The organism is Microcoleus sp. Z1_A1, assembly GCF_036700305.1.
Lineage (GTDB): Bacteria > Cyanobacteriota > Cyanobacteriia > Cyanobacteriales > Microcoleaceae > Microcoleus.
Map to the genome: position 1 here is coordinate 41,465 of NZ_JAUBOR010000003.1, position 23,554 is coordinate 65,018.

Sequence of the window (23,554 nt, forward strand, 5' to 3'; positions counted from 1 at the left end):
ACTACCCAGCAACAAAACGCTCAGTACAGAAACACTCAGCAACAAACTACCCAGCAACAAAACGCTCAGTACAGAAATACTCAGCAACAAACTACCCAGCAACAAAACGCTCAGTACAGAAACACTCAGCAACAAACTACCCAGCAACAAAACGCTCAGTACAGAAACACTCAGCAACAAAACACTCAGTACCAAAACGCTCAGCAACCCAATACTCAGTACCAAAACACTCAGTACAGAAATACTCAGTATCCAAACACCCAGCAGCAAAACACTCAGCCACCACCAGCCACCCCAAAAGAACCCCGCTACTCTTCTGAACCCTCTTCAGGGAAATATCCTGGAAATTATGCGGGAAACTATGGGGGAAACCCTGCAGGGCCCTATTCAGAGGCCTCCCGCTACCAATCGCAGCCCCCGCCATCTCAGTCTTACCGCCAAGCGGGGCCCCAAGCTCCCGATTTGAGCGGTTCCAACTTCAAAGGAGCTTCCTTAAAAGAAAAGGATTTTTCAGGGAGAAACTTGAGCAATGCAAACCTGAGTGAAGCCGACTTAAGTGATGCTTTTCTACACAACGTCAATCTCACAGGCGCGAATTTGCACCAAGCTAACTTGTTCAGGGCTAATTTGTTAGGAGCTTGTTTGATCAATGCCAACTTGAGAGAAACCAACTTAATCGGAGCCGATTTGAGCGGTGCTGACTTGAGCGGTGCTGACTTGACAGGAGCGAAAATTGGTTACGGCGATCGAGTTATGGTCAAACTTACCCGGACTACATTAACAGGTACAATCTTACCCGACGGTACTGTTCATAGCTAAATATATTTAGTTTTTAGTCAGTGGTGGTAGACGCGGGTTTTACCCGCAATATTTGCTGCAACTCCAAATACAAAAAAATCCGCCCTTTGCGAATTTGGGATAAAAACTTATATACTGTCCGCTAGAACAACCGCAAGAAAATTGGTTCGTAGTGAGGCGGTTCGTCGTCAGAATTCTATGAGGACTTGCATTCCTCGCTGCGTACCCATAATGCTTAAATTACTTGACATGATATTACGCGATCGCGATCGCACAAACCGAGTTTTTTTACCCGGTTCAACAACTGCAACGAGATTTGTTCGTTCATCAAACCCCCTTTCTGTCTCCCACACGGCTAATCGAGATTCATATTACAGCAACCGCCCAAATGGTTCTTGTTCTGTTTTTTCCTTCTCCCTTCTTCCTTCTTCCTTCTCCCTTCTTCCTTTTTCCTTCTTCCTTCTATCCTTTACATCCGTTATATCCGTTACATCCGTTACATAATCCGTTGCCGAACTTCCTTCCCTTATTAATTACTTCCACCACGGCGATTGCGTAACTTTCGTCCAGCAGCCAGCATAGCGCCTCCCGCCATCAAACCCCCCACAGTCATCGGTTCGGGAACCGGCTCAGGTTGAACCGTCTCCAGAGAACCGCCTTTAATAAATACAGCAGAATCTAAATAGCCATCGCCCACATCTTTAATGCGGATGCTGAGAACATTCGTCTGATTTTGCTTGAGCAAACCCTCAAAACCTAAAACTTTAGTAAAACCGTCGAGCTTAACGATGTTAGCAGCAATACCTGTCCAACTTGGGTTGTCAATATAGTCGGGGTGATCTTTAGAGCGATTATATGGATCGGGAACAAGATTATTAATCGTAACAGTTTTTCCGTCGCTCAATTTTGCCAAATTAGTGCCGTTCAGCAGCAGTTCAAAATTGTCATTATATTTATTAGAACCGCCGAACTCAGGAAACTCCTCAGAAGCAAATACATATTGAAAGAATAACTTTTGAACAGTGCTATTAGCAAAAAAGCTGAGGTTTAGCTGAGTCGTATCCCCTTGTTCACCCTTAGCACCAAAATCCGTGCTTAAATCGCTGTCCTCTGTCGTGAAGTTATCTTTCCGATTCTGACCCGGTATATCGGTGACTCTACCAGTGCTCAGAACAACTCCTGATGTCAAACCGAAGGGGTCATTAGTGAAAGTACCAAAAGCAGCAGAATTACCCGTAATTGAAACAGAAAAATTACTCAAGCCGACTGTATTAGCTCCCAATAAATTATTTTTCAAAGTCTCAGTGTTATTCGTTGCCCCTACCGAAAATGCCATGGCTGGCGCTGCCAACAAACTCAGAGCAGTAGTTAATGTAGCTGTTAAGGCAGCATTTTTGTGAGTAATTATCATAAATTTTTCCTAAAAGATACAAACCTGATTCTCTGCACACCTTAATTTTTACATTATATAACTATTAATGTCTAGTAGCTTTACAATAACTTTACATATAAGTAGATTTACGCTTTGTGTGGTTATTTTTTTTTGTAGTTATTGGCAGTTTGTCAGCCTATAAACCTCAGCGCAAAAATACGGAGGCAAAAATACAAGTACACAGACTAATAATTTTATCCCTTACGCACTGGCAACCCAAAAAACCTGGTTTTGATACCGTTGGGACTCTCCAAAATGACTCATGACTAATAGCTAAGGACTCATGACTCATGAAAGATGACTAATAGCTAAGGACTCATGACTCATGAAAGATGACCTCGCCCAAAAAAACCATACAAGCCCCCGATTCCTGTCGTAGAGAGATCAAAATTTTTGACCCTAGTTCAATATCCCAGATTGATCTCTGGAGTAAATCTAAAATCCTTCGACTGAGTGCGACTCGACGGCGCGTCGAAGTCTAAAATCTCTAATCGACTGACTGTTGACTAAAATCCCCTTGCTTCTCCTTCGCCGCGCCGATCGGCAGCCCCTTCCAACCAACCATCCGCAGTCAGGACGATCGCATTGGCATTGCCCCAGCCATCACCTTCGACAATCTGGTGTCCCCGCCGCCGCAACTCCGAAAGCGTCGCAGCCTCAAAACCTCCCCGTTCCACCATCAGGCGATCGGGCAGCCACTGATGGTGAATCCTCGGTGCGGATACAGCCTCACCAACATTCATGTCGTAAACCAACACATTCAGCACAATTTGCAACACCGTAGTAATAATCGTGCTGCCTCCGGGAGCCCCCGCAGCGAGGCGAAATTTGCCATTTTCTGTCACGATGACCGGCGTCATGCTGGATAAAGGAGTTTTCCCAGGGGCGATCGAATTTGCCTCCCCGCCCACCAAACCAAACAAATTCGGCACTCCTGGCGCCGCTGCAAAATCATCCATCTCGTTGTTGAGCAAAATTCCCGTACCTGCAGCCACGACTCCAGCCCCAAAACCGCCATTCACTGTAAACGTCAAAGATACCACATTGCGCTCTTTGTCAACTACCGTGAGGTGGGTAGTTTCGGGAGACTCCCACAGGAGACGGTTCAAAGTTTCAGCGTCAACAGCTTTTACCTCGCTGGAGGGTCTGGCTTTTGACATTTGGATTTGCGATCGTCTCAATTTGGCATAATTGGTGCTAGTTAGAGCTTTGACTGGTACACTCACAAAATCCGGGTCGCCCAAATACTCAGCCCGATCGGCATAAGCAATCCTCATACTCTCCGCCAGCAAGTGCAAAGTATCTGGACTTTGCCTTCCCAACCTCTTGAGATCCGTATCTCCCAGAATATTTAAGATTTGCAACAAATGAACGCCGCCGGAAGAAGGAGGCGACATCGCGCAAATTTCGTAACTGCGAAAGTTGCCACAAACCGGATTTCGCCAAATCGGCGTATAGTTTTTCAAATCTTCGAGAGTGATAATGCCGCCATTTTTAGCCATGTCGGCGGCGATCGCCCGCGCAATGTCCCCGGTATAAAAACTCTGGGGATTTTGTGCAATCTGCCGCAAAGTCCGCGCCAAATCCCGCTGCACCAAAAGCTCACCCGGCTGGTATAAAATGCCACCACGAGTAAAAATCTCCCGCGCCGCCCGGTTTTTTTTGAGCACCTCCTGTCGTCGCCCGGTAGCCGTGGTAAACCGCGAACTTACCGGAAAGCCTTTTTCAGCCAGGGCGATCGCCGGCGCCACCACCTGTGCCCAAGGCAACTTACCATACTCGCGGTGCACCGTATAAAGTCCAGCAACAGTGCCCGGAATACCCGCCGCCAAATGCCCGTCCAGACTTGCCCTTTGGCGCACCTTCCCTTGCTTGTCGAGGTACATATCCCGCGCCGCCCGTTGCGGAGCTCGTTCCCGGAAATCCAGCGCTTGCACAGTCCCCGTTTCGGCCCGCCGCAGGAGCAAAAAACCCCCGCCGCCGATACCCGCCGAAAAAGGCTCCACCACCGAAATCGCCAAAGCAGTAGCAGCCGCCGCATCCACTGCATTACCGCCCTGTTGCAGCAGGGCCAGCCCCGCAGCGCTCGCCAGAGGGTGAGCGGAAACTGCCATCCCCTGTTTGCTGCGCTGCTGCTGCAAGGTTGGCTGTAGCTGTTGCTGGCAGCCACCCAACACCAAGACTGTTAGGCAACAAGTATAAATTCGTACTTTAATCAATAAATTTTGCAACATTTTTTACGGGTGAGGCGAGGGTTTTTTATCAGAAGATTGGGTTTAAAACCCCGTCCTTTTACGACGGCTTTTTCCATTTCCAAGTAAAGTAACACATCCATCTAAACAAATGAATATGGTACAATAAGCCCGGTAAGCTCATCTAATTTGGTATAGAACCCATTTGACATCTTGGAGGGTGCGAGTCGATCGCCCGTTGTCTGTCGATCGCCATAAATATCTCAAATGGGTTCACAAGAACCGCTATTGACAGGATGCTCCTTTATATCTTGCCCCTAAAGTCAATCGATTTTAGATTTTAGATTTTAGATTTTAGATTAAAGAATTGACTTGCGCCAGATAAATGCGGGGGCTTGAGGATTTTCGATTTTGGATTGATTCCACGGATAAATCACGTGGCGGGTACCACATGAAGAAATTCGTGGTCAAGTACAATTTATAGAAGCCATTTGGGATCTTTTCCCTCATCAAGTTATAATAACGCTCTGCGATCGCGGAGGGTGACAAGGGAGCATCTCAATGAAAGCAGACTAGCTATAAATTAGAGTTTTGAGGCCATCTTGCTGCGGGGCAGGAGGAAAAAGTCAGAAGGAAGGAGCCAGAAGAAGTGTTTTTACAAATATTAAGATGCTCCCGAAAGATCGGATGAGTAGTACGAATACTCAACCCCTGCGCTTTAAGATTGATGGCTAACCAACTTGAAAATATCAGTGAGTTGCTTTTCGGTTTTCAGTGCCGAGATAAACCAGTTCAATCCTTCAGGTAACGTCAGCAATTACTCCAATCAGCTTAGTTGATTTTTCCGAAAATTAATTCACCCTGATTAGCAAGGGGGATGCGAGGAGGATCTCGCCCGGAATAAACAGTTTTAACCCAAGCGTAAGCTGTTCGGCATTTAAAAGACGATAGTAGGGTGCCCAGCGTACAGAAGTGTTTCCCTTGTAAGCGTAAGTGTTCACTCCTGACGCACCATACAAACTCGTTAGTGGTTTAAATGCTCCACAGCTTATTGAGTTAAAACCGACTCAAAACTCAAACAGAAAATAAAAGAAAATATCCTCATCAGCCCTCATAGCGAGGACTTCCGCTTTCAGACAGGGATTTTTAACCCCAGGCGGACTCAACCGCATTTGCCAATGATGATTCCGCAAACCGAACCTCCACAGACGGATAACACCCTAATGGAAGCATTAACATCGCCGTTACGTTTCGTTACGATAAGGAGACAGAGAGAAAAACCTCTCCTTCGTAAAATCAGAGGTAGCCATTATGAACGGTACATTTCGCGTCGGCAACCTGTTTGGGATTCCCTTCTTTGTCAACGCATCTTGGTTTTTAGTTCTGGGTTTAGTAACCTGGCAGTACGGCGGCGCATTAGCTGCCCTGTTTCCCACATTGGGCCCCGTAGCGCCCTGGATGCTGGGATTATTCACAGCGTTACTGTTATTTGCTTCCGTCTTAGCCCACGAATTAGGACACAGTTGGGTAGCCATTAAACAGGGAATTGGCGTGAAATCGATTTCGCTATTTCTGTTTGGCGGACTGGCTAATTTAGAAAGAGAATCCAAAACCCCAGCCGAAGCATTTTGGGTAGCCATTGCAGGCCCGTTGGTTAGCTTATTTTTATCCGGTTTGTTAACAGCCATAGGCATCGGTGCTGGACTCACAGGCCCCGCAGCAGCCATCGTGGGACTTTTAGCTTCCATCAACTTAGTTCTAGCCTTATTTAACTTAATTCCCGGTTTGCCCCTCGACGGTGGCAACATCCTCAAAGCAATTGTCTGGAAAATTACTGGCAACCCTTACAAAGGTGTAATTTTTGCTAGCCGCGTCGGTCAAATAATTGGTTGGATTGCCATTGCTACAGGCGTGTTCGGCAATATTTGGAATTTAGTAATCGGTTGGTTCTTACTGCAAAATGCCGGTCAATCGGCCCAATATGCCACAGTCCAAAATCAACTGGCAGGCCTGACAGCCGCAGATGCTGTTACCCCCGAAAGTCCGATCGTCTCCCAAGACTTGTCCCTCAGAGAATTTGCCAACAACTACGTTATCGGTAGCGCTCAAACCTGGCGCAGGTTCCTGGCAACAGATGATGCCGGACAATTGGTAGGGGCGATCGACCTTGATGACCTCAAAACCATTCCTACCGGACGCTGGCCCGAAGTTTTAGTCAAAGAACTCCTGAAGCCGATCGAATTTTCCACCACAGTCAAACCAGAATTATCCCTCCTTGAAGTCGTCACCCTTCTGGAACAACTCAAAGTACAAGAACTCCCCGTCATTCGCGAAAACGGTGTCCTAGTAGGACTTGTAGAAAAAGCTGAAATTGCCCGCCTGTTACAAAGACGAGCCGAAGCGAACCCTGCTTGATATCCTCAGATACTTGACAAATAAGAGTTAACCCCCTCGATTTACCCTTACCAAAAGGGCGATCGGGGGGGTTAACTTTAGCTTCAAAAAAGTCAAGTCAACCACTCAATTATTAGCAGTAAATCAAACATGATTATCATAGTGTATTGAGAGTCTGAACGAACACCTTATGCCATCTCATGACTCTTGTGGCAGCAGCTAAAATAACTGTTCGGGGAGCATCTATGCAGAACAGCTACTTTATAGATAAGGTGGGCTTCGGCGCACTCGAAAGCTCAGCCCCCTATCGCTCAATTTCAGCCATCAAATCTAGTATTTTTTGATAATCAAAATTATATAGATGATTCCTCAGAACTTCCGCAAAAACATCATTATCGCTGCCGATTTCCTCAATAGTTGTGGCAATCAAATCGAAGTCAGCCTCACGGACTGCCTGTTTTAGAGTTCTCGCCCATTCTGGGGAAACTTTCGGCTTGGAGTCCAGCGTAAATATTGCAGCACTATCAGATATTTTTTCTTGTACCATACTTGAACTCGGCGATAAATCCTTGACTTCAACATATTTATTGATGACTTCACCAGCACCCGTTGCGGTAACAACTTGAATATCAAACTTGAAGACAGTCCCTTGTCCCACTTCGCTCTCGACGGTAATGTCGCCCCCCATTAATCTTATGAACTCGCGGCTGATATTTAATCCTAAACCCGTACCTGTTTGAACTTTTTTTTCAGATGCAGTTTGCACCAATAATTCAAATATGCTTTCTAATTTGTCCGGGAAAATACCAACTCCTGTATCTGCTATGGCAAAGGAAATAATGACTGTCTTTTGAGTTTCCACAAAATCAAAAGCTTCGTTCAATATAGGCTTAATTATTTGTTTTTTATTCGGCTCCACAGTAACTGAAACTGAACCGGAAGGGGTAAATTTAACCGCATTATCTAATAAGTTAATTAGCACTTGTCGCAACTTAACATCATCAGTTTGCACGTATTGGGGAACATCGGAAGAGCAGTCAATAATTAATTGCAATCCTTTATTTTTTGCCGGAATTTGAAACATATTTTTCACGTCCCCCAGCAAGCGGTACAAGTCAAAAGTTTTGGCGTTGAGTGTCATGCGGCCAGCTTCTATTTTAGATAAGTCTAAGACTTGATTGATCACTTGGAGCAGGTGTTCTCCGCTGCGGCGAATAATTTTGATATTTTCTTTTTCCGGCAAAGTTAAATTAGTGCTGGGTTCCATTAATTGAGCGAAGCCGAGAATGGCGTTGAGGGGGGTTCGCAATTCGTGGCTCATGTTGGCGAGAAAGAGGCTTTTAGTTTTGTTGGCAGCTTCTGCGGCTTCTTTGGCTTGTTGAAGTTCTTGTTCTGCTTGTTTGCGATCGCTCGTATCAATAATTATGCCGTGCCAGACAATATCTCCATTTTCGCGCAATTCTGGTCGAGAATAACCTTGCAGCCATTTGAGTTTTCCCGATGCTGTCACAATCCGCCACTCGTGGGAAAATAGTTCTAGAACAGTGGCACTTTTGACAATTGCCTCGAAGTGACTGGATCGATCGTCCGGGTGCATTTGTTCGTAGAGTAAAGCAGAGTTGTTCTGGATTTCCTCCGGCTCTAATTCTTGAATCTCTCGGCATCGAGGACTGATATATTCCATCTTGACTGATCCGTCGGGATGCTGCACGAATATGTAAAGTTCTCCCGGAACAGTGTTCGCTAATTTGTGAAACAGAGCTTCGCTTTTTTGCAGGGCTAATTGTGCTTGTTTGCGATCGCCAATATCAATCCCAAATCCAAACAAGAAATCCAGGTTGCCACCTTCGTCGAGCACCGGTGTGCCGTGCCACTCCACTAACAAAGTCCGATCGTCCGAAGTGAGAATGCGATGTTCGTTAACCGTTTGCTCCCGCGCTGTTACGCCCGTAAAAATCGAATGCAATCCGGCTCGATCGCTTGGGGGTACAAATGTCGCTAAGTAATCTTTGCCTGCAACTTCTGTGGCAGTATAGCCCACCGCTTCCAGCATACAGTTATTCGCCAGCAGGATTTTACCCTCAGAGTCGATCGCCACAAAAAAAATCGGAGAATTTTCGATAATCTTTAAGTTAAAGTCGCGCTCTTGACGGATAATTTTTTCAGCTTGCTGGCGCTCCTCAATTTCGAGCTGCAAGCGGGCATTGATCGAGGCTAGCTCGATCGTGCGATCGACTACTTCAATTTCCAGGGTACGGTTGTAGTCAGCCAATATTTGCTCTGCGTGTTTGCGAGCCGTAATATCTTTAAAAACATTAAGAACATAAAGGATATTCCCCCCACCGTCAAACACCGGCAGCGCTCGCACTTCCAAACGAATATTTTTCCCATCCAGGCGAATATCCATATCTTCAGCAATCACCTCGAAGCCACTCAACGCCCGTGCAAACGGCATTTGATCTGCCGGGTAAAGTTGATCGGTTCCTGTTATATAAGTTTGATAAGCTTCTGCTAGCTCTGTTGCGGTAGCATCGGGCATTTCTCCCCTACCCAATATCTGCTCACCCGCCGAATTCATGAAAATAACTGCGCCACCCGGAGTCATCGCCGAGACTCCAACAGGCAAATTTTCTACCAGTTGGGCAAATTTTTCTTCACTTTCTGCCAAAGCTTGAAAAGACTTTTTCAGTTGAGCAGCCATCTCGTTGAAAGACTGGGCTAATTCGCCGACTTCCTCAAGCCTACTGACAGCCACAGCGCGATCGAACTCTCTGGCGGCAATATCTTTAGCTGCTTCATTGAGCCGCAACAGCGGCAGCGTTACCCACCTAGCTGTCAGCACTCCAGCAATTGTCGATAGCAGTAGCGCCGCCCAACAAAGTAAAATTGTAGTGCGCGTATTTTTGTTAATTTGCCCCATGAAATCGGATTCGGGCACTGCGATCGCAATCAGCCAGTTCAAACCGTAAACATCAGAAAACGGCAGCACTTCCACAAAATATTCCTGCCCGTCTCGGCTAAATTGCAATTGCTGTCGCTGCTTAATGTCGCCAAAGCCCCCGAAGTGTTCGTACAAATATTTAGCTGCGGTGCGAATGATAGGAGTTTGGCTGTCTAAAACATTCAGCCGCTGCAGTTGCGGGTTTCCCGACATCTTTCTAAAGGGTGATTCTTGACTTGAACTGGCAATCAGCAAGCCCGATCGTTCGATCGCGAAAATTTGTCCCGTTTTGCTAAGCTTGATGCGATGGAGATATTGCTGAAGCTCCGAGAGCGAAAAGTCTACGGCACAAACTCCCAGCAATTTACCATTTCGATCGCGAATTGGTTGGCTGGCAGCAATAAAAACAGTCCCAGGAGTAAAACCTCGATAAATACTCGTCCAAATCGGTTTATTAGCTGCGACAGCTTCTTTGTACCAGGGGCGGAGACGGGCATCGTAGGTTCCGGGTTCTGCCTTTAATTTAGCGGTGCGAGTGCCGTTGCCGTCTGTAGCGTAGTATATGTTCTGAAAGTTGGTAGACTTGTTCGCCGCGACAATTTGCAAGCTGCGATCAGTGGGGTTGCGCCAAATGCCGAGATATTCTCCTGATTTTTCAGCACCGAAGGAAATCCATTGAATGCTTTTAAAAGATCGCATTTGCTGCCAGAGGAACTTCTCTCCCCGAGGCTGGGGCTTTTCTAACTGTAAGTTTAATTCACCGCGCTCGATCGCCGAGGCGTTAAGTTGATTTACCCACTGGGTAGGTTCGAGAAAAGAAATCAGCTTTTCTTCAACTCTCTTTCCCGTCTCCGCGATCAATTTCTCGGCGAGCTCTTCGACTGCTTTGTCTCCGTTGCGAAAGGACAGATACCCGACAATCCCAACGGCTGCGACGATTTGCAGCACAAAAGAGGCCACTAGAAGGTGACGCAGGGGGATTTTTATTTGGTGTTGAGAAGTTTTGCTCGCGAATCGGGGCAACGGCATAGGCTGGTGACTAATTGCTCCCTAACACTTTAACTGTTCCAGCCTGTAATTTCACTTACGGGCGATCGAGGTGTTTCCTTCCCCTCAAAACCCCTCCCACACAGACACAACTCAGGAGCAAGCACGAGACTTATACAATTTTAGATTTTAGATTTTAGATTTTAGATTAAATAATTAGGGATGGATGAGGGAGCTCGTGCTTTCGAGCTTCGCTACAGTTGCACTCTTTTTTTCCACTGGTTATGATGCACTGTTAGCTGAGAATACCTCCGCCATTTTCTTGCTTTGGTGAGTTTCCGAGCTCAACCAAACCTAATTCTTCCTTCAAACCTCTTCGGTTCATCAATTACATCCGTTAAATCCCGTACACAATCCGTTGCCGAACATCCATCCGTTACATCCGTTACATCCGCTACACAATCCGTTGCCGAACTTCTCTTCAACAGCTACGCGGAAAATCCCCCGCTTGTCCAAACGGATATAGCGAGGGGCGAGAATAGGTATTCTCGCAAAATATAAAGTGGTGGCAGTGGCTTTTGTCGAGCCATTGCCATCTATAGAAGCCATAGTGTTTTAGGCTCGCAGAAAGATTTCAGAGCCAATTCTCTGCTCGCAGTCAATGCTTGAAGTCAAACCAACCTGTTCAAGCAAGAAGTCAAAGCAAGTCGTAAAAGCCTAGGATTCTTCTTCTTCGCGATCGATTTGGCGCAGGTGAATGTGCTTGCGTCCCAGAGAGATTTCAAATTCATCTCCTGGCTGGAGTTCCATCTGTTTGGTGTAGGCAGCTCCAATCAGTAAGTTGCCGTTAGATTGAACGCTAATCCGATAGCTGGCAGAGCGTCCGCCGCGTCCATTGCCGTTTTGCTTCCCGTCTAGCTGAATGCCTTCTGCATCAATCAGCGCATTCAGGAATTTCATCATGTTGACCCGTTCTACGCCGTTCTTAGTAACGGTGTAGTAGCCACAGGCTCTAGCTTTTTCTTCCTTGGTAAGGTTCTCTAGGTCTTTGACCTTTTTGATCAGATCTTCGCCTTCAAGGGGTTCGATATTTTTCTTTTTAGCCATTTACTGAGTCCTGAAATATTCAACTGGTGTACGGATTTTTTCTCGGTAGGTTTTTGGTTTGACCAAGAAACTTTAGCTTTATAGCTGGTCGTAAAACTATATTACACCGATCGGCTCAATTGTTAACCACTATTATCTAAATATTTTTAACAACCTGCAGTCTTTCTTGAGGAGTAGCAGCAGCAGGTGCGAGCAATCTCTAAACTCGGTAGCATAAGCTATCACCTATCAGCTAGCTGAATATTTGCCCCGCTCTTAAAATCCCATGAAGTTAACCACACGCGGACACTACAGTGTCAAAGCATTACTGGATCTAAGTTTGCAACCTCGCTTCGGCCCGACATCGGTGAAATCGATAGCGAAGCGACAGGAGTTACCGGCTCCTTATCTAGAAAAATTGCTGATTGAAATGCGACGAGCCGGTTTAGTCCAATCTGTTCGGGGTGCCCAAGGTGGATATCAATTAGCCCGTATGCCCGCTCAAATCTCTTTAGGACAAATCTTAGAGGCTGTAGGTGAAACTATTGAACCTTTACCTCGACATTTTCCCGACGCGACGCAAGCAGAGGACTGGGTAACATTCAGTTTGTGGAACCGATTGCACAAAAAACTTGCCGAAGCGCTGTACAGTATTTCCCTCGAAGACTTATACTATGATGTCCGCAGTTGGCAAGCGGCTCTTGGGGAAGAAACTAGCTTTATCATTTAAATGGTAAGTTCATTCATTCGATCGCAAGCTTGCACACATGGACGCAACACTTGTTACCTATTTTGGCGGCTGTCACTGCGGTGCTGTCCGCTTCCGTGTCGCCGTTGACAAACACGAAGCATCTGATTGCAACTGCTCTATCTGTCAAAAGAAGGGATTTTTGCATCTCATTGTGCCGCCGGAACGTTTTACCTTGCTCAGTGGCGAAGATGTTTTGACAACCTATACATTTAATACAGGAACTGCTCAACATACTTTCTGCCGAATTTGCGGCATTCACTCGTTCTATCGCCCCCGATCGCATCCCGATCATTTCGATGTCAACGTCCGCTGTCTTGACGACGATGCCATCAAACACTTTGAGATTCTACCGTTTGACGGTGTTAATTGGGAGGAGAACGTACACTTGCTGGGCGACTACAGTAATCTCAGCAGTTAGAGCAACCACGCCTGATGATGATGAGGTTTTGAATTGCTCAAACCCTTGCCTTTATTGCTTCTTCCTTCTTTCTTCTACTATAAAATCGCCCCTCAAAAAATCAAAGTCCGCAAGGGTAGCAGGAGTTAAAATCTGCTCTCTGGGGCGATAACTCCTGCTGTGACAATGAAGGAAGATGCTTCGAGTCCCCGGATTCATCCGTGGAGCGAGAAAAAAGATCCTCGCTCCCCATCGCCAGTCCCCGGATCTATCGGTGGAGTCGCTTTCTTCAATTCTAAAATCTAAAATCTAAAATCTAAAATCTAAAATGGATTGACGGACTATCAAGTTTGACACAATATATAATGATGCCGGATGAATTTCCTGTTTTAATTTTAGCTGCGGTGTTGGATTATTCGATCGGCGATCCTTGGGGTTGGCCGCATCCCGTGCAGGCGATGGGTTGGGCGATCGACCGTTATACTCGACTTGTCTTTAATATATGGAATAATCCCGCAGGCAAAATGCCTGAAGCCGGGGATAGTCCCGCTGGCGAGCAGCACAAACTGCTGCTGCGAGGTGCTGGTACAATACTAGCGATCGGGCTGATTGTAGGCAGTTATACTGTCAGTTGGTCGATCGTCCAAGCTGCTAGTTGGGTGCATCCTCTTTTAGGTATTGCCATACAGACCATTTTGCTGGCAAGCTGTTTTGCAGGTCGCAGTTTGAGGGCGGCAGCAGAGGATGTGCTAGCACCTTTAAATGTTGGAGATTTAGTCAAGGCGCGAGAAAGGTTGAGCCTTTACGTCGGCCGGGATACCGAAAACTTATCCGAGCCAGAAATTCTGCGAGCATTGTTAGAAACTGTAACAGAGAATGCAGTCGATGGCGTGACAGCACCGCTATTTTATGCCTTACTTGGGTTCGCTCTGCCACATCTATTATTAAGTGTTACCGGTGCGCCGATCGATCCTAACTCGATGTGGGCGAGTGCTATAGTCCCCTTGGCGATCGCTTACAAAGCAGCCAGCACATTAGATTCTACGATCGGCTACAAAGAAGCGCCATACACTGATTTAGGATGGTTTAGCGCCAAACTAGAAGACGTGCTGACGTGGATTCCTTGCCGGCTAACAGTGATTACTTTAGCCGTTATATCGGGCAAACCGATTTACATTTGGCAAATTTGTCAGAGAGATGCTGTTAAAGATGCCAGCCCGAATTCCGGTTGGAGCGAGTGCGTTTACGCCGCCATCTTGGGAGTGCAACTAGGAGGTACTAATTCCTATCGCGGAGTTCTCAAACACAAAGCGCTGTTAGGCGAGCCGGTTCACCCGATCGCAGCGCCGCTAATTTGCCAAGCATTGCAATTAACTCGGTATTGCTTTCTGATTTGGTTGGGACTATCATTGCTTTTTTATACCTTATTATGTTTGAGTCGCTAACTGATGACCTCACCCGCACAGTCCAGGAGACATAAATAACGTATTTCTGTCATTGTTCGCGCTCCAAGCATTGCAATCGCAGCATCTGCTTTTCATCCGTTCTGGGTAAGCCCAGCAGAAGACAGATATAAGCCACCGACAGAAGCAAAAAAAGTTTTGACCGAAAGCATCGAGGATACCCGCCACGTGATTCATCCGTCCAGAAATAAAAAACCTGTATCCGAGAAACTTGCCGAACGTATTTATCTCGCGCAAGTCAATGCTAAAATCTAAAATCTAAAATCTAAAATCTAAAATCGATTGACCTTAGTTCAAACCCCCAGATTCATCTGTCAAGTCAATCTCAAATCTCAAATCTCAAATCTCAAATTGTTCGATATGCCAACAGCCAACAATTAGCTCGCAGCAACCCATGACTAAAATTATCCAAATTTTATCCCCTGATGAAGTGAGGCGCACTCTCACCCGCGTCGCTTCCCAGATTGTCGAAAAATCAGGGAATCCCTCGGAGTTAGTGCTGTTGGGCATTCATAGTAGAGGAGTGCCTTTAGCTCAAATTTTGGCAGATCAAATTGAAGTCCTCGAACAAGTCAAAGTATCCGTGGGCGCTTTGGATATTACCTTTTATCGAGATGACTTGGATCGAGTTGCGATGCGGACACCGGCTAAAACAGAAATTCCTTTCGATTTGACGGGCAAAACCGTGGTGTTGGTAGATGACGTTATATATAAAGGCAGAACGAGTCGAGCGGCTTTGAATGCGGTAAACGATTACGGGCGGCCGGAGAAAATTTGGTTAGCGGTATTAGTCGATCGCGGCCACCGAGAAGTACCGATTCAGCCGGATTTTACGGGTAAAAAGTTGCCGACTGCAAAGGAAGAACAAGTTAAGGTTTACGTTCAAGATATCGACGGGCGCGACGGAGTGGAGTTAATTAAGGGATAATACGATTTTAGATTTTAGATTTTAGATTTTAGATTGGGCACAAATGACTGTTAAACAATGTCCAGCTAAATAAACTACTTAGGGTGCGCTGTAAGTAGCGCGTCAAGCCACTTTTTGCGTCCATCACCGAGCAAAATACTTCGTTTCCGCCCGCTGACAACGTAAAAAACCCGGTTTCTACCAGAATAGGGGCTTTTGGGTAAGCAATCCTCTAGGAAGAAACGGGGTTTTTCGGGCGCTGAGCGTCCTAAGTTATTAAAAATCGGCAGTGCAGGAGTTGAACCTGCCTGGGGCGAATTATGAGTTCGCTGCCTAAACCGCTCGGCCAACTGCCGTTAAATCGATTTCTTCGACCTAACTCAAAATGAATTATAACATAATTTCTCAGTCCGTGCTAGAACTAGAGAACAAAAATCAAAATCTTTAGAGCGGCTGAGTCCCGATCGCCTGTTAGCCAATCTTAGGCAAGCCGATCGACCGGACAAAGCAGTTTCTAGGACTCGGCATAAACTTATAGGCAATGGCAGTGAATTCGACGGTAGTGCTGACTCTAATTCTGCTCGCTCTCATGTTTGGAGCAGGCGTGACGAGTTCTGTTTGGGGATTTACTATAGGTCGCGAAGCCTTGCAAGGAACGACTCAACCCGATGTTCGTCCCAGCAACAATGCTGGCAGCGGCAAGCCTGGAAAGACCGCTAGCAAAGACCAAGTGAGCATTTTGAAAGAAAAAGACATTCTCACAACCGTCAAAGCACGGGTAGAAGGTCGCGATCCCGAAAAAACGGCCGGGGCAAATACTAAAACAGAGAAGGCAAGCTCTAAAGCAGCCGCGGCCAAAAAACCGGCGGCACAAAATGCCAGCGCCAAGTTTCCCCTGAACAGTCGCGACGGGGGAATAACCTTGGAGGTAAGCGCGTCCAGTCAGCGCAACAATTCCATGCTGCTAGACGTGAGCATGAAAAATGAAGGCTCCCAAGCTGTGAGGTTTCTCTACAGTTTCTTGAACGTCACTGACGATCGTGGCCGGGCCCTGAGCGCGACTGCCGAGGATTTGCCGTCGGAACTCCCCCCCAACGGGCAGGTGTTTTACGGTACGGTGAGTATTCCCACAGCTTTGCTAGAAAATGCTAAGGAAGTTTCGTTGACGCTGACAGATTATCCAGGTCAAAAACTTCAGTTGCAAATATCTGGCATTCCAGTGGCGAAGTAATATAAAAGAAGACCAAACCTGCAGACTGATTCTCAGGTTTGATCGAGAAAGTTTTTTTAGGGAGCATTGTGTCACTTTTAGGGGCGAGAGTGCAGGAGATATCTGATTTACCCGCGATGAGTTTGACAGAGGTGCTGTCGCGGTTGCTGTCAGTGCTGTTGCTGATTGCGATTAATGCTTTTTTTGTGGCGGCTGAGTTTTCGATGGTGACGGTACGCCGATCGCGCATCAATCAGTTAGTGGATGCCGGCGACGTGGCAGCTCAAACGGTGCAATCTTTGCAGCAAAGTATTGAGCGATTGCTTTCGACAATGCAGTTGGGAATCACTCTTTCTAGTTTAGCTCTCGGCTGGATTGGGGAAAGTACGATCGCCGTGCTAGTCCGAATGTCGATCGGCTATTTGCCACTGCCAATTTACATCAAGTCGGCGATCGCCCATTCTTTTAGCATACCAATAGTAACTTTTTTGTTGCTAGCTTACCTGCAAATCGTACTGGGCGAACTCTTTCCCAAATCTGTAGCGTTGCTGCATTCCGAACAGCTAGCCAGAAGTTTAGGGCCTCCGAGTTTATTGATTGCCCGTGTGTTCAAGCCCTTTGTGTCGTTTCTCAATCAATCTACTCGATCGCTTTTGCGGTTTGCGGGCATCGAATACGATCTAAGACATCGGCCGGTTACTCCCGAAGAACTGCAATTAATTATAGCTACTTCCAGCGAATCCAGCGGCTTGGAAGCAGAAAAGCGAGAATTGCTCAACAACGTGTTTGAATTTGGCGAAGTTTGGGTAGAAGAAGTAATGGTGCCGAGGCCTAACATTGTCGCACTTCCCAAGACGGCAACCTTTCAAACTTTGCTCGACGAAATGGCGATTTCTAACCATTCCCGCTATCCCGTGACGGGAGATTCTTTAGACGACATTATCGGCATTATTGGGTTCAAACAACTTGCGAAACCTCTAGCTGAAGGTTTGCTATCTCCCGACACGCCAATTGTAACTTGGATGGGTTCGGTGAGGTTTGTGCCGGAGATGATGCTGCTGGGGGAACTGCTGCCTTTGATGCAGAGTTCGTCGGAAGAAATTGCGATCGTAGTTGATGAATTTGGCGGCATTTCCGGTTTAGTAACACTGAGGGATTTGATTGCCGAAATTATCGGCCGCACTTACCAGTCGCCCGACAATAAAGAAATTGCTTTGCAAGTATTGGACGATCGCACTTATTTAGTGCAAGCGCAGTTAAATTTAGATGATGTGAATCAAATATTGAATTTGGATTTGCCAGTAACTGACGAATATCAGACAATTGGAGGTTTTCTGAGTTATCAGTTGCAAAGAATGCCGGCTGCTGGGGAAGTTTGGCGGGGCGAAAATGTTGAACTTACGGTTGTTTCTGTGTCCGGGCCGCGGTTGGATCAACTTCAAATTCACTTGTTGGAAGGGGCTGCGGGCGATCGAACTTTAGATGGAATTGCAGCAGCGGATGAGGAAGTTGTGGGGAAAGGGCGAAAGAATAGCGGGGTGAGTAGTGTGGCGAAATTTTCTAGTTGAGAATATTTTAGCGAATACCTACATAATCTACTCGCTCGAAGTCGCTGCGTACTAAATCATCTAACGTTGGGCCTTTGGGGCGTAAATTAACGCGATCGCCAGCCCTCACATTTTCGTAATATACGAAGGGAATGTAGATATCTTGCTCCTCCATAAAAGCGTAAGTAAAGCGAAAGGCACTGTCAATGTCCTCAGCTTTAACCTCACGAAAGTCAGAGAGGAATAGGAGATCCATTTCTTCCTCAAAGTACAGCATCTCCGCAAATGCACCTCTGTCGTAGCAGTTATAACCAATGTAACCGCAAGTGTCGCTGCATTTGTAGTAGATGGCGCGAGTGGATGGGAAGCTGGAAAGAGTGATCGCATCTCCTTCTCCAAATACAAGGGAACCGGGATGATGATTCAGTTGCTCAACGATCGTCCAAGGGTGTCCTCGGAACTGAAATACAATATAGCTTTCGGCGGTAATTTCGATTTCGCGATCGTAGATATCCCGTTCCCAGACATCCGCGCGTCTCGCCCTACTAAGCTTTTGCGCCACTGACTCAATAGGAGCGCGAACGAGAAGTAGATTTTGGTTTCTGTCAATTGTTTCAATACCTCGGCGCTCTTCAATAGACATAATTTTTAGCTTGTAAAAAACAATCAATAATTAGTCTACCTCTTTTTCAGACTCTAGCGAATGCTCAGGAACAACCAGGGTGCTTTATAATTGATTCATCAGGTCAAGTAAATAGACTCGATCCTTTATGCAAGCGAGATGAACAGCAGAAATTAAAGAATGCCATGAAAGCTCAAGAACTTTATCAACAAGGATTTGACCTCGGTCGCAAAGGACAGTATAAGGAAGCAGTTGAAGCTTTTACTCAAGCAATTAATCTCAATCCTGATTTTGTAGAAGCTTATATTTACCGTGCTTATGCTCGGACTGGAACTGGAGACCAACATGGGGGAGTTAAAGATTTTCAGAAAGCTATGGATATCTACAGGGCTAGAGGACGATCAGACATAGCTGATCAGCTTTTAGTCCCATTGAATACGCTGCAAAATGAAATTAAGGATGAACAGGAAGACCAGGGTCAACCGGAAGTTGAGGATGAGCCGGAAGACAAATAAGCAGCCTACTGATTCAAAATAAATTAAGGAATGCGATGGAAGCTAAAGAACTTTATGAACAAGGATTTGACCTCGGTCGCAAAGGACAGTATAAGGAAGCTGCTGAAGCTTTTACTAAAGCAATTAATCTTAATCCGGATTTTGTAGAAGCTTATATTATCCGTGCTCGTATGCGAGCTGTAATTGGAGAAAAACAGGGGGGAGTAGAAGATTTTCAGAAAGCGATAGATATCTACAGGGCTAGAGGACAATCGCAAATAGCTGATATGCTTTTAGTCCCATTGAATTCGCTGCAAAATGAAATTACGTTCGGACAGGAAGACGAGAGTCAACTGGAAGTTGAGGATGAGCCGGAAGGTAAATAAGCACTCGGATGATTCAAAACTAACTAAGAATCAATTTTAAAAATTTTAGTCATGCACGACTTACCCATCAAAACCCAAGAAACCGGGTCTTTGGCAGTTTCTGCCATCTGTAACATATTCTTGCGAAAAAACCCGGTTTCTGACCAGGAATTTCTTGATGGTACAAGCCCCCGGATTTATCCGTGGAATCAATCCAAAATCGAAAATCTAAAATCCTCAAGCCCCCGCATTTATCCGTGGGGTCAATCTAAAATCTAAAATCTAAAATCTCAAATCGATTGACCACCCGCTGCGATGCTTAGAAACCGGGTTTTTTACCGTTTCGGCGGGCGAAGCGAAGAGACTCGAAAAAACCCGGTTTCTGGGCCGTCGTGCGTAAGTCATCTTTAAGCGTAAGGCACCGGATCTTTCAATCCCAATTCCTCAAAAGCAGCCAGCCGCAACCGACAAGAATCGCAAACGCCACAGGCATTTTCCCCGCCTGCATAGCAAGACCAAGTTTGCTCCCAAGGTACTCCTAATTTGTTGCCTAATTGAATAATTTCGGTTTTTTTAAGTTCGATCAAAGGTGTTACAATATTAATAGCTTCTCCTTCTCTTCCCTGCTTTGTTCCTAACCGAAATACTTCCTGCATGGCTTGAATGTAATCGAGGCGGCAGTCGGGATAGCCGGAATAATCTAAAGCGTTGACGCCGATGTAAATACGATCGGCTTGTAGAGTTTCTGCGTAGGCGAGGGCAAAACTGAGAAAGATCGTATTTCTAGCTGGAACGTAGGTAGTGGGGATGTTTTGAGACATTTCTCCAAGAGTGCGATCGCGAGGCAATTCCATCTCATTATCCGTCAAAGCGGAACCGCCCCACAGTGTTAAGTCAAAGTTTACTATCTGATGTGCCTTAACCGCTGCCGAAAGTGCGATCGCCCTTGCTGATTCCAACTCCCGCCGATGTCTTTGCTTGTAGTCAAAGGAAATAGCATAACACTCGCAGCCGTCGGCTTTGGCTTGATACAAAACTGTTGAGGAATCTAGCCCTCCCGACAATAAAATAACTGCTTTCACTTAAAACATCCTCACTCGAATTAGCTTTTATATTTATATCAAAATAGTTGCAAATTGACAATATACCAAGGCTAAATGATTTTTGAAACCTACATATTACACGATTGTCAAGAACGGGCTCTCCGGCCCGTTCCACAAAACTCAATTAACTGCTTTCCCGGCTCTGCCTAGTAACGAGTAGAAAGAAAATTCATCTTTTGTGGAACAGGCCGGAGAGCCTGTTCTTGATATTCGTACAAAATGTCAGATTTCAGTTGCTAATAAATCATCGAGTTCCCGGTAATCGGGCAAAGTTGTATCAATTTCTTTACCCTGCCGCAAGACTGTACGATCGCCCTGCGCTCTAGATAACAATTCGCTGAAATTCCGCGCCTTAAACAAAATCAAATCTGCTGGTAAACCAACTGCAATTCGTCCTAACTTCGGCAATCCCATTAAATCTGCAGGAGTCTTTGTCACTGTACAGGGCCAGTCTCCATAGGGCCTATCTAAATGAGCGATGCGGACTGCCATATTAAAGACTTCCAAAACATCATGATCGCCAAATCCGTAAAACGGATCGCGACAATTGTCGCTAGCAACTGCAACGGGAATTCCGGCTGCTTTGAGTTCGTGCAGCAGTGTCACTCCTCGCCAGCGAGGTGTACGCTGAGATTCTCGGTCTTGCAGGTAAAGGTTGCACATCGGCAAGCTGACAATGCCAATATTTGCTTCCTTGACTAATGCGATAGTTTCTGTTACTAAATCTGGCGGTTGTACAGCTAAACTACAGCAGTGTCCGCAGATGATTTGACCGGAAAATTGATGGCGGATGGCGGTTTTTGCGACTTCCCGCAGTGTTACTGAATCTGGATCGTCGTTTTCGTCGGTGTGGAAGTCGAGGTTTAAATTTCGTTCTTTGGCTAAGGCAAAAACTCGATCGAGTTGTTTGTCTAAGTCGGGGTTGATATAGGCGACTCCGCCGAGAATGCCGCCGGTTTGGGCCATGCGATCGGCTAATTTTTCGCCGGCTGGTGTCAGGAAATAGTCGAGGGAAACCAGGGAAACTGCTTGCAAGATCAGCCGATCGCCCCATTCGGCTTGCAGCGCTTCAAATACTCCCCAACTAACGGTTCCCTGTTTGCCCGCGCTGTCAATGTGAGTGCGGATAGCCTTGGTTCCGTGGGCGTAGCTGCATTTGAGGCCGAACTCCATTCGCCGGTAAACATCGTCTGCATTCCAGTTTTTTTGAGCGTCAGCGCCTACCGCTTCGATCGCGCTGGCAAAAGTTCCATCGGGATTGGGCGATCGTTCCCAAATGTGGCCTTTGTCTAAATGGGTGTGCATATCCACAAAACAAGGCCAAACTAAGCCGCGGTGCAAATCTACAACTGGGATATCTCCAGAGGAGGATACAGGTTTTCTACCTACTGGGATAATTTGGGCGATCGTCCCTGCTGCAATTTCCAAATCCACCAAACAAAAATTGTTCTCACTCCCCGTTGTGGCGACAGTAGAAGCTGACGGGGCGATCGATTTCATCTCTAGAAGAGACGTGGGTACGCGACCATTTTTGAGCAAATAATTAGATGTACTTGGCAACATTAATTTTGTGAGTTAGTATTTTTGTAAGAATTTAGCCCAACCGCAAAAACGCTACCGACAATCATTGTCTGTTGAGCGTCGGTTGTCTTATAGGTAACAAATGCTACCTTCTCAGTCTAACCATTTAGACATAAAATTGTACAGCGCCGCTTAATCGGGGGGCGAGCGCCAACAACCCAAGCATCTACAAATACTGATTTGCAAATAAACCTAGTTTTCGATCTGTTTGCAGTGGTGCACTCTACCAGCTCAGCTAATGGTAATAAATTGTGGTCGTTCCACTGCCCTTAGCAACTGTACAAATCGTGAAACTGAACCATGCAAAAATTTACAAATTGCCCAGTTTGCAGCTCCCAAAAAATCAGCTTCCAGTACACAGCCGGGACAGCCCGCCAACCAAAAGAGGCTCCTAAATGGTCAGTTTACGGATGCGAAGATTGTGGCTTAGTATTCGTAAATCCCCGCCCGACATGGGATGAACTGAGCGATTATTACCCCGAGGGCTGGCAGTGCTACAATACTTACGTACCAGAGGAAGAAGACGTAGTAAAACAAGCTAAAAAACTCAATGAATACCGACACATTCCTATCCCTGTAGGCAAGCGGCTGTTAGACGTAGGATGCGGGGGAGGTTCCATTATCCAAGTCTTCAAAAAACTCGGAGTTGAGGTAGCAGGAATTGAGCCTAGCTCCTCAGCAGCAGCAGCAGCCCGCGAATGCGGTGTCGATGTTTTCACCGGCACTGTAGAAGAATACGTTGCAGAAAAAGGTACTGACGAAAAGTTTGATGTCATACTCTGTTCACACGTTTTGGGAGCAACGCCTTTTCCCGTTGAAACACTCGACTGCATGAGGCAGTTGCTGGCTCCAAACGGTTACATTTGGGTGGCTGTACCGAACGCTGATAGCGAATACGCGCGCAAGCTGGGCTGGCGCTGGCACAGCACCGATTATCCCTACAATCTGATCGGTTACACTCCAAAAACTTTGGCTCTAGCCGGGGAAAAGGCTGGTTTGGCAATTCAGCGAAATTACACATACTCTTTGCCGGATGCCCTTCGTTACTCTATCTGTTTGTGGCAGCGCTATCGGTGGTTTGTACCGCACAAAGTTACCCGCTTCTTCCTTTCGGAAGAACGTGTTGAGTGCATGGCGAAGGAATTGGACTCGCGCGGCGAAGGTGAGGCAATTTTAATGGAATTCTGTCACCCTCAAAGCCTGGATTAAGACGTTTTTACCAAAAGTATTTGATTTGAGATTTGAGATTTGAGATTGAGTGCACGTCGGCGGCTCAGAATCTCA

The 23,554-nt window shown here is 46.3% G+C and carries 19 protein-coding genes and 1 tRNA gene; 11 read left to right on the plus strand and 9 right to left on the minus strand.

Annotated features, from left to right (window positions below):
• A partial coding sequence (locus QT973_RS02605; protein WP_333390522.1) for a pentapeptide repeat-containing protein occupies positions 1 to 819 on the plus strand: 819 nt, incomplete at its 5' end.
• 508 nt (positions 820 to 1,327) lie between these two features.
• Here the strand turns inward: QT973_RS02605 and QT973_RS02610 are convergent.
• Together QT973_RS02610 and ggt are read right to left on the minus strand one after the other, a co-directional pair.
• Positions 1,328 to 2,209: a choice-of-anchor L family PEP-CTERM protein gene (locus QT973_RS02610; RefSeq protein WP_333055039.1), complete on the minus strand. Its 882-nt coding sequence runs from the start codon at positions 2,207 to 2,209 to the stop codon at positions 1,328 to 1,330.
• A gap of 527 nt (positions 2,210 to 2,736) precedes the next feature.
• Positions 2,737 to 4,464 carry a gamma-glutamyltransferase gene (gene ggt / locus QT973_RS02615; protein ID WP_333055038.1) on the minus strand — a complete coding sequence of 576 codons (1,728 nt, stop codon included), beginning with the start codon at positions 4,462 to 4,464 and terminating at the stop codon, positions 2,737 to 2,739.
• A 1,269-nt stretch (positions 4,465 to 5,733) separates the two neighbouring features.
• On the opposite strand from ggt, the gene QT973_RS02620 reads away from it, so the two are divergent.
• Positions 5,734 to 6,837, plus strand: a complete 1,104-nt coding sequence (locus QT973_RS02620) for a site-2 protease family protein (protein ID WP_333208807.1) — start codon at positions 5,734 to 5,736, stop codon at positions 6,835 to 6,837.
• Between the two features lie 283 nt (positions 6,838 to 7,120).
• Here the strand turns inward: QT973_RS02620 and QT973_RS02625 are convergent, their stop codons facing one another.
• The 3 genes from QT973_RS02625 to QT973_RS02635 all read right to left on the minus strand — a co-directional run bounded on the left by QT973_RS02625 (position 7,121) and on the right by QT973_RS02635 (position 11,851).
• Entirely contained in the window at positions 7,121 to 10,705 is a 3,585-nt protein-coding gene (locus QT973_RS02625) for a PAS domain S-box protein (protein ID WP_333270003.1), read from the minus strand.
• Positions 10,706 to 11,128: 423 nt separating this feature from the next.
• On the minus strand, positions 11,129 to 11,353 hold the full coding sequence (locus QT973_RS02630) for a hypothetical protein (RefSeq protein ID WP_333055032.1): 225 nt from the start codon (positions 11,351 to 11,353) through the stop codon (positions 11,129 to 11,131).
• Between the two features lie 108 nt (positions 11,354 to 11,461).
• The gene (locus QT973_RS02635) at positions 11,462 to 11,851 is read right to left on the minus strand and encodes an AbrB family transcriptional regulator (protein WP_015179394.1); all 390 of its coding nucleotides are present in this window, start codon (positions 11,849 to 11,851) and stop codon (positions 11,462 to 11,464) included.
• A 265-nt stretch (positions 11,852 to 12,116) separates the two neighbouring features.
• Here QT973_RS02635 and QT973_RS02640 point away from each other — a divergent pair, with 265 nt between their 5' ends.
• From QT973_RS02640 to pyrR, 4 genes are all read left to right on the plus strand, one after another.
• Entirely contained in the window at positions 12,117 to 12,560 is a 444-nt protein-coding gene (locus QT973_RS02640) for an RrF2 family transcriptional regulator (protein WP_333055030.1), read from the plus strand.
• 37 nt (positions 12,561 to 12,597) lie between these two features.
• The gene (locus QT973_RS02645; protein WP_333055028.1) at positions 12,598 to 12,999 is read left to right on the plus strand and encodes a GFA family protein; all 402 of its coding nucleotides are present in this window, start codon (positions 12,598 to 12,600) and stop codon (positions 12,997 to 12,999) included.
• A 344-nt stretch (positions 13,000 to 13,343) separates the two neighbouring features.
• A complete protein-coding gene (cbiB, locus tag QT973_RS02650) occupies positions 13,344 to 14,423 on the plus strand; it encodes an adenosylcobinamide-phosphate synthase CbiB (RefSeq protein ID WP_333055097.1) in 1,080 nt (359 codons plus the stop codon).
• Positions 14,424 to 14,835: 412 nt separating this feature from the next.
• The gene (pyrR, locus tag QT973_RS02655) at positions 14,836 to 15,369 is read left to right on the plus strand and encodes a bifunctional pyr operon transcriptional regulator/uracil phosphoribosyltransferase PyrR (protein WP_333055026.1); all 534 of its coding nucleotides are present in this window, start codon (positions 14,836 to 14,838) and stop codon (positions 15,367 to 15,369) included.
• A gap of 262 nt (positions 15,370 to 15,631) precedes the next feature.
• On the opposite strand, the gene QT973_RS02660 is transcribed toward pyrR, so the two are convergent.
• Positions 15,632 to 15,704: transfer RNA gene (locus QT973_RS02660), tRNA-Ile, on the minus strand.
• A 185-nt stretch (positions 15,705 to 15,889) separates the two neighbouring features.
• Between QT973_RS02660 and QT973_RS02665 the strand changes: the two genes are divergently transcribed.
• The gene (locus QT973_RS02665) at positions 15,890 to 16,579 is read left to right on the plus strand and encodes a hypothetical protein (RefSeq protein WP_333055025.1); all 690 of its coding nucleotides are present in this window, start codon (positions 15,890 to 15,892) and stop codon (positions 16,577 to 16,579) included.
• Positions 16,580 to 16,647: 68 nt separating this feature from the next.
• A complete protein-coding gene (locus tag QT973_RS02670; RefSeq protein ID WP_333390526.1) occupies positions 16,648 to 18,126 on the plus strand; it encodes a hemolysin family protein in 1,479 nt (492 codons plus the stop codon).
• A 7-nt stretch (positions 18,127 to 18,133) separates the two neighbouring features.
• Here the strand turns inward: QT973_RS02670 and QT973_RS02675 are convergent, their stop codons facing one another.
• Complete coding sequence (locus QT973_RS02675) at positions 18,134 to 18,748, minus strand: hypothetical protein (protein ID WP_333312486.1); 615 nt, start codon at positions 18,746 to 18,748, stop codon at positions 18,134 to 18,136.
• 164 nt (positions 18,749 to 18,912) lie between these two features.
• Here QT973_RS02675 and QT973_RS02680 point away from each other — a divergent pair, with 164 nt between their 5' ends.
• Together QT973_RS02680 and QT973_RS02685 are read left to right on the plus strand one after the other, a co-directional pair.
• Positions 18,913 to 19,242 (plus strand): tetratricopeptide repeat protein, encoded by a 330-nt coding sequence (locus QT973_RS02680; RefSeq protein WP_333147054.1) that lies wholly within the window; start codon positions 18,913 to 18,915, stop codon positions 19,240 to 19,242.
• Between the two features lie 35 nt (positions 19,243 to 19,277).
• Positions 19,278 to 19,607: a tetratricopeptide repeat protein gene (locus QT973_RS02685; RefSeq protein ID WP_333208794.1), complete on the plus strand. Its 330-nt coding sequence runs from the start codon at positions 19,278 to 19,280 to the stop codon at positions 19,605 to 19,607.
• A gap of 386 nt (positions 19,608 to 19,993) precedes the next feature.
• Here the strand turns inward: QT973_RS02685 and queC are convergent, their stop codons facing one another.
• Positions 19,994 to 20,668 (minus strand): 7-cyano-7-deazaguanine synthase QueC, encoded by a 675-nt coding sequence (queC, locus tag QT973_RS02690; protein WP_333270012.1) that lies wholly within the window; start codon positions 20,666 to 20,668, stop codon positions 19,994 to 19,996.
• Positions 20,669 to 20,911: 243 nt separating this feature from the next.
• Positions 20,912 to 22,252, minus strand: coding sequence for a cytosine deaminase (locus QT973_RS02695; RefSeq protein WP_333270015.1), 1,341 nt, complete (start codon positions 22,250 to 22,252; stop codon positions 20,912 to 20,914).
• 318 nt (positions 22,253 to 22,570) lie between these two features.
• Here QT973_RS02695 and QT973_RS02700 point away from each other — a divergent pair, with 318 nt between their 5' ends.
• On the plus strand, positions 22,571 to 23,479 hold the full coding sequence (locus QT973_RS02700) for a class I SAM-dependent methyltransferase (protein WP_333270018.1): 909 nt from the start codon (positions 22,571 to 22,573) through the stop codon (positions 23,477 to 23,479).
• Positions 23,480 to 23,554: the final 75 nt, after the last annotated feature.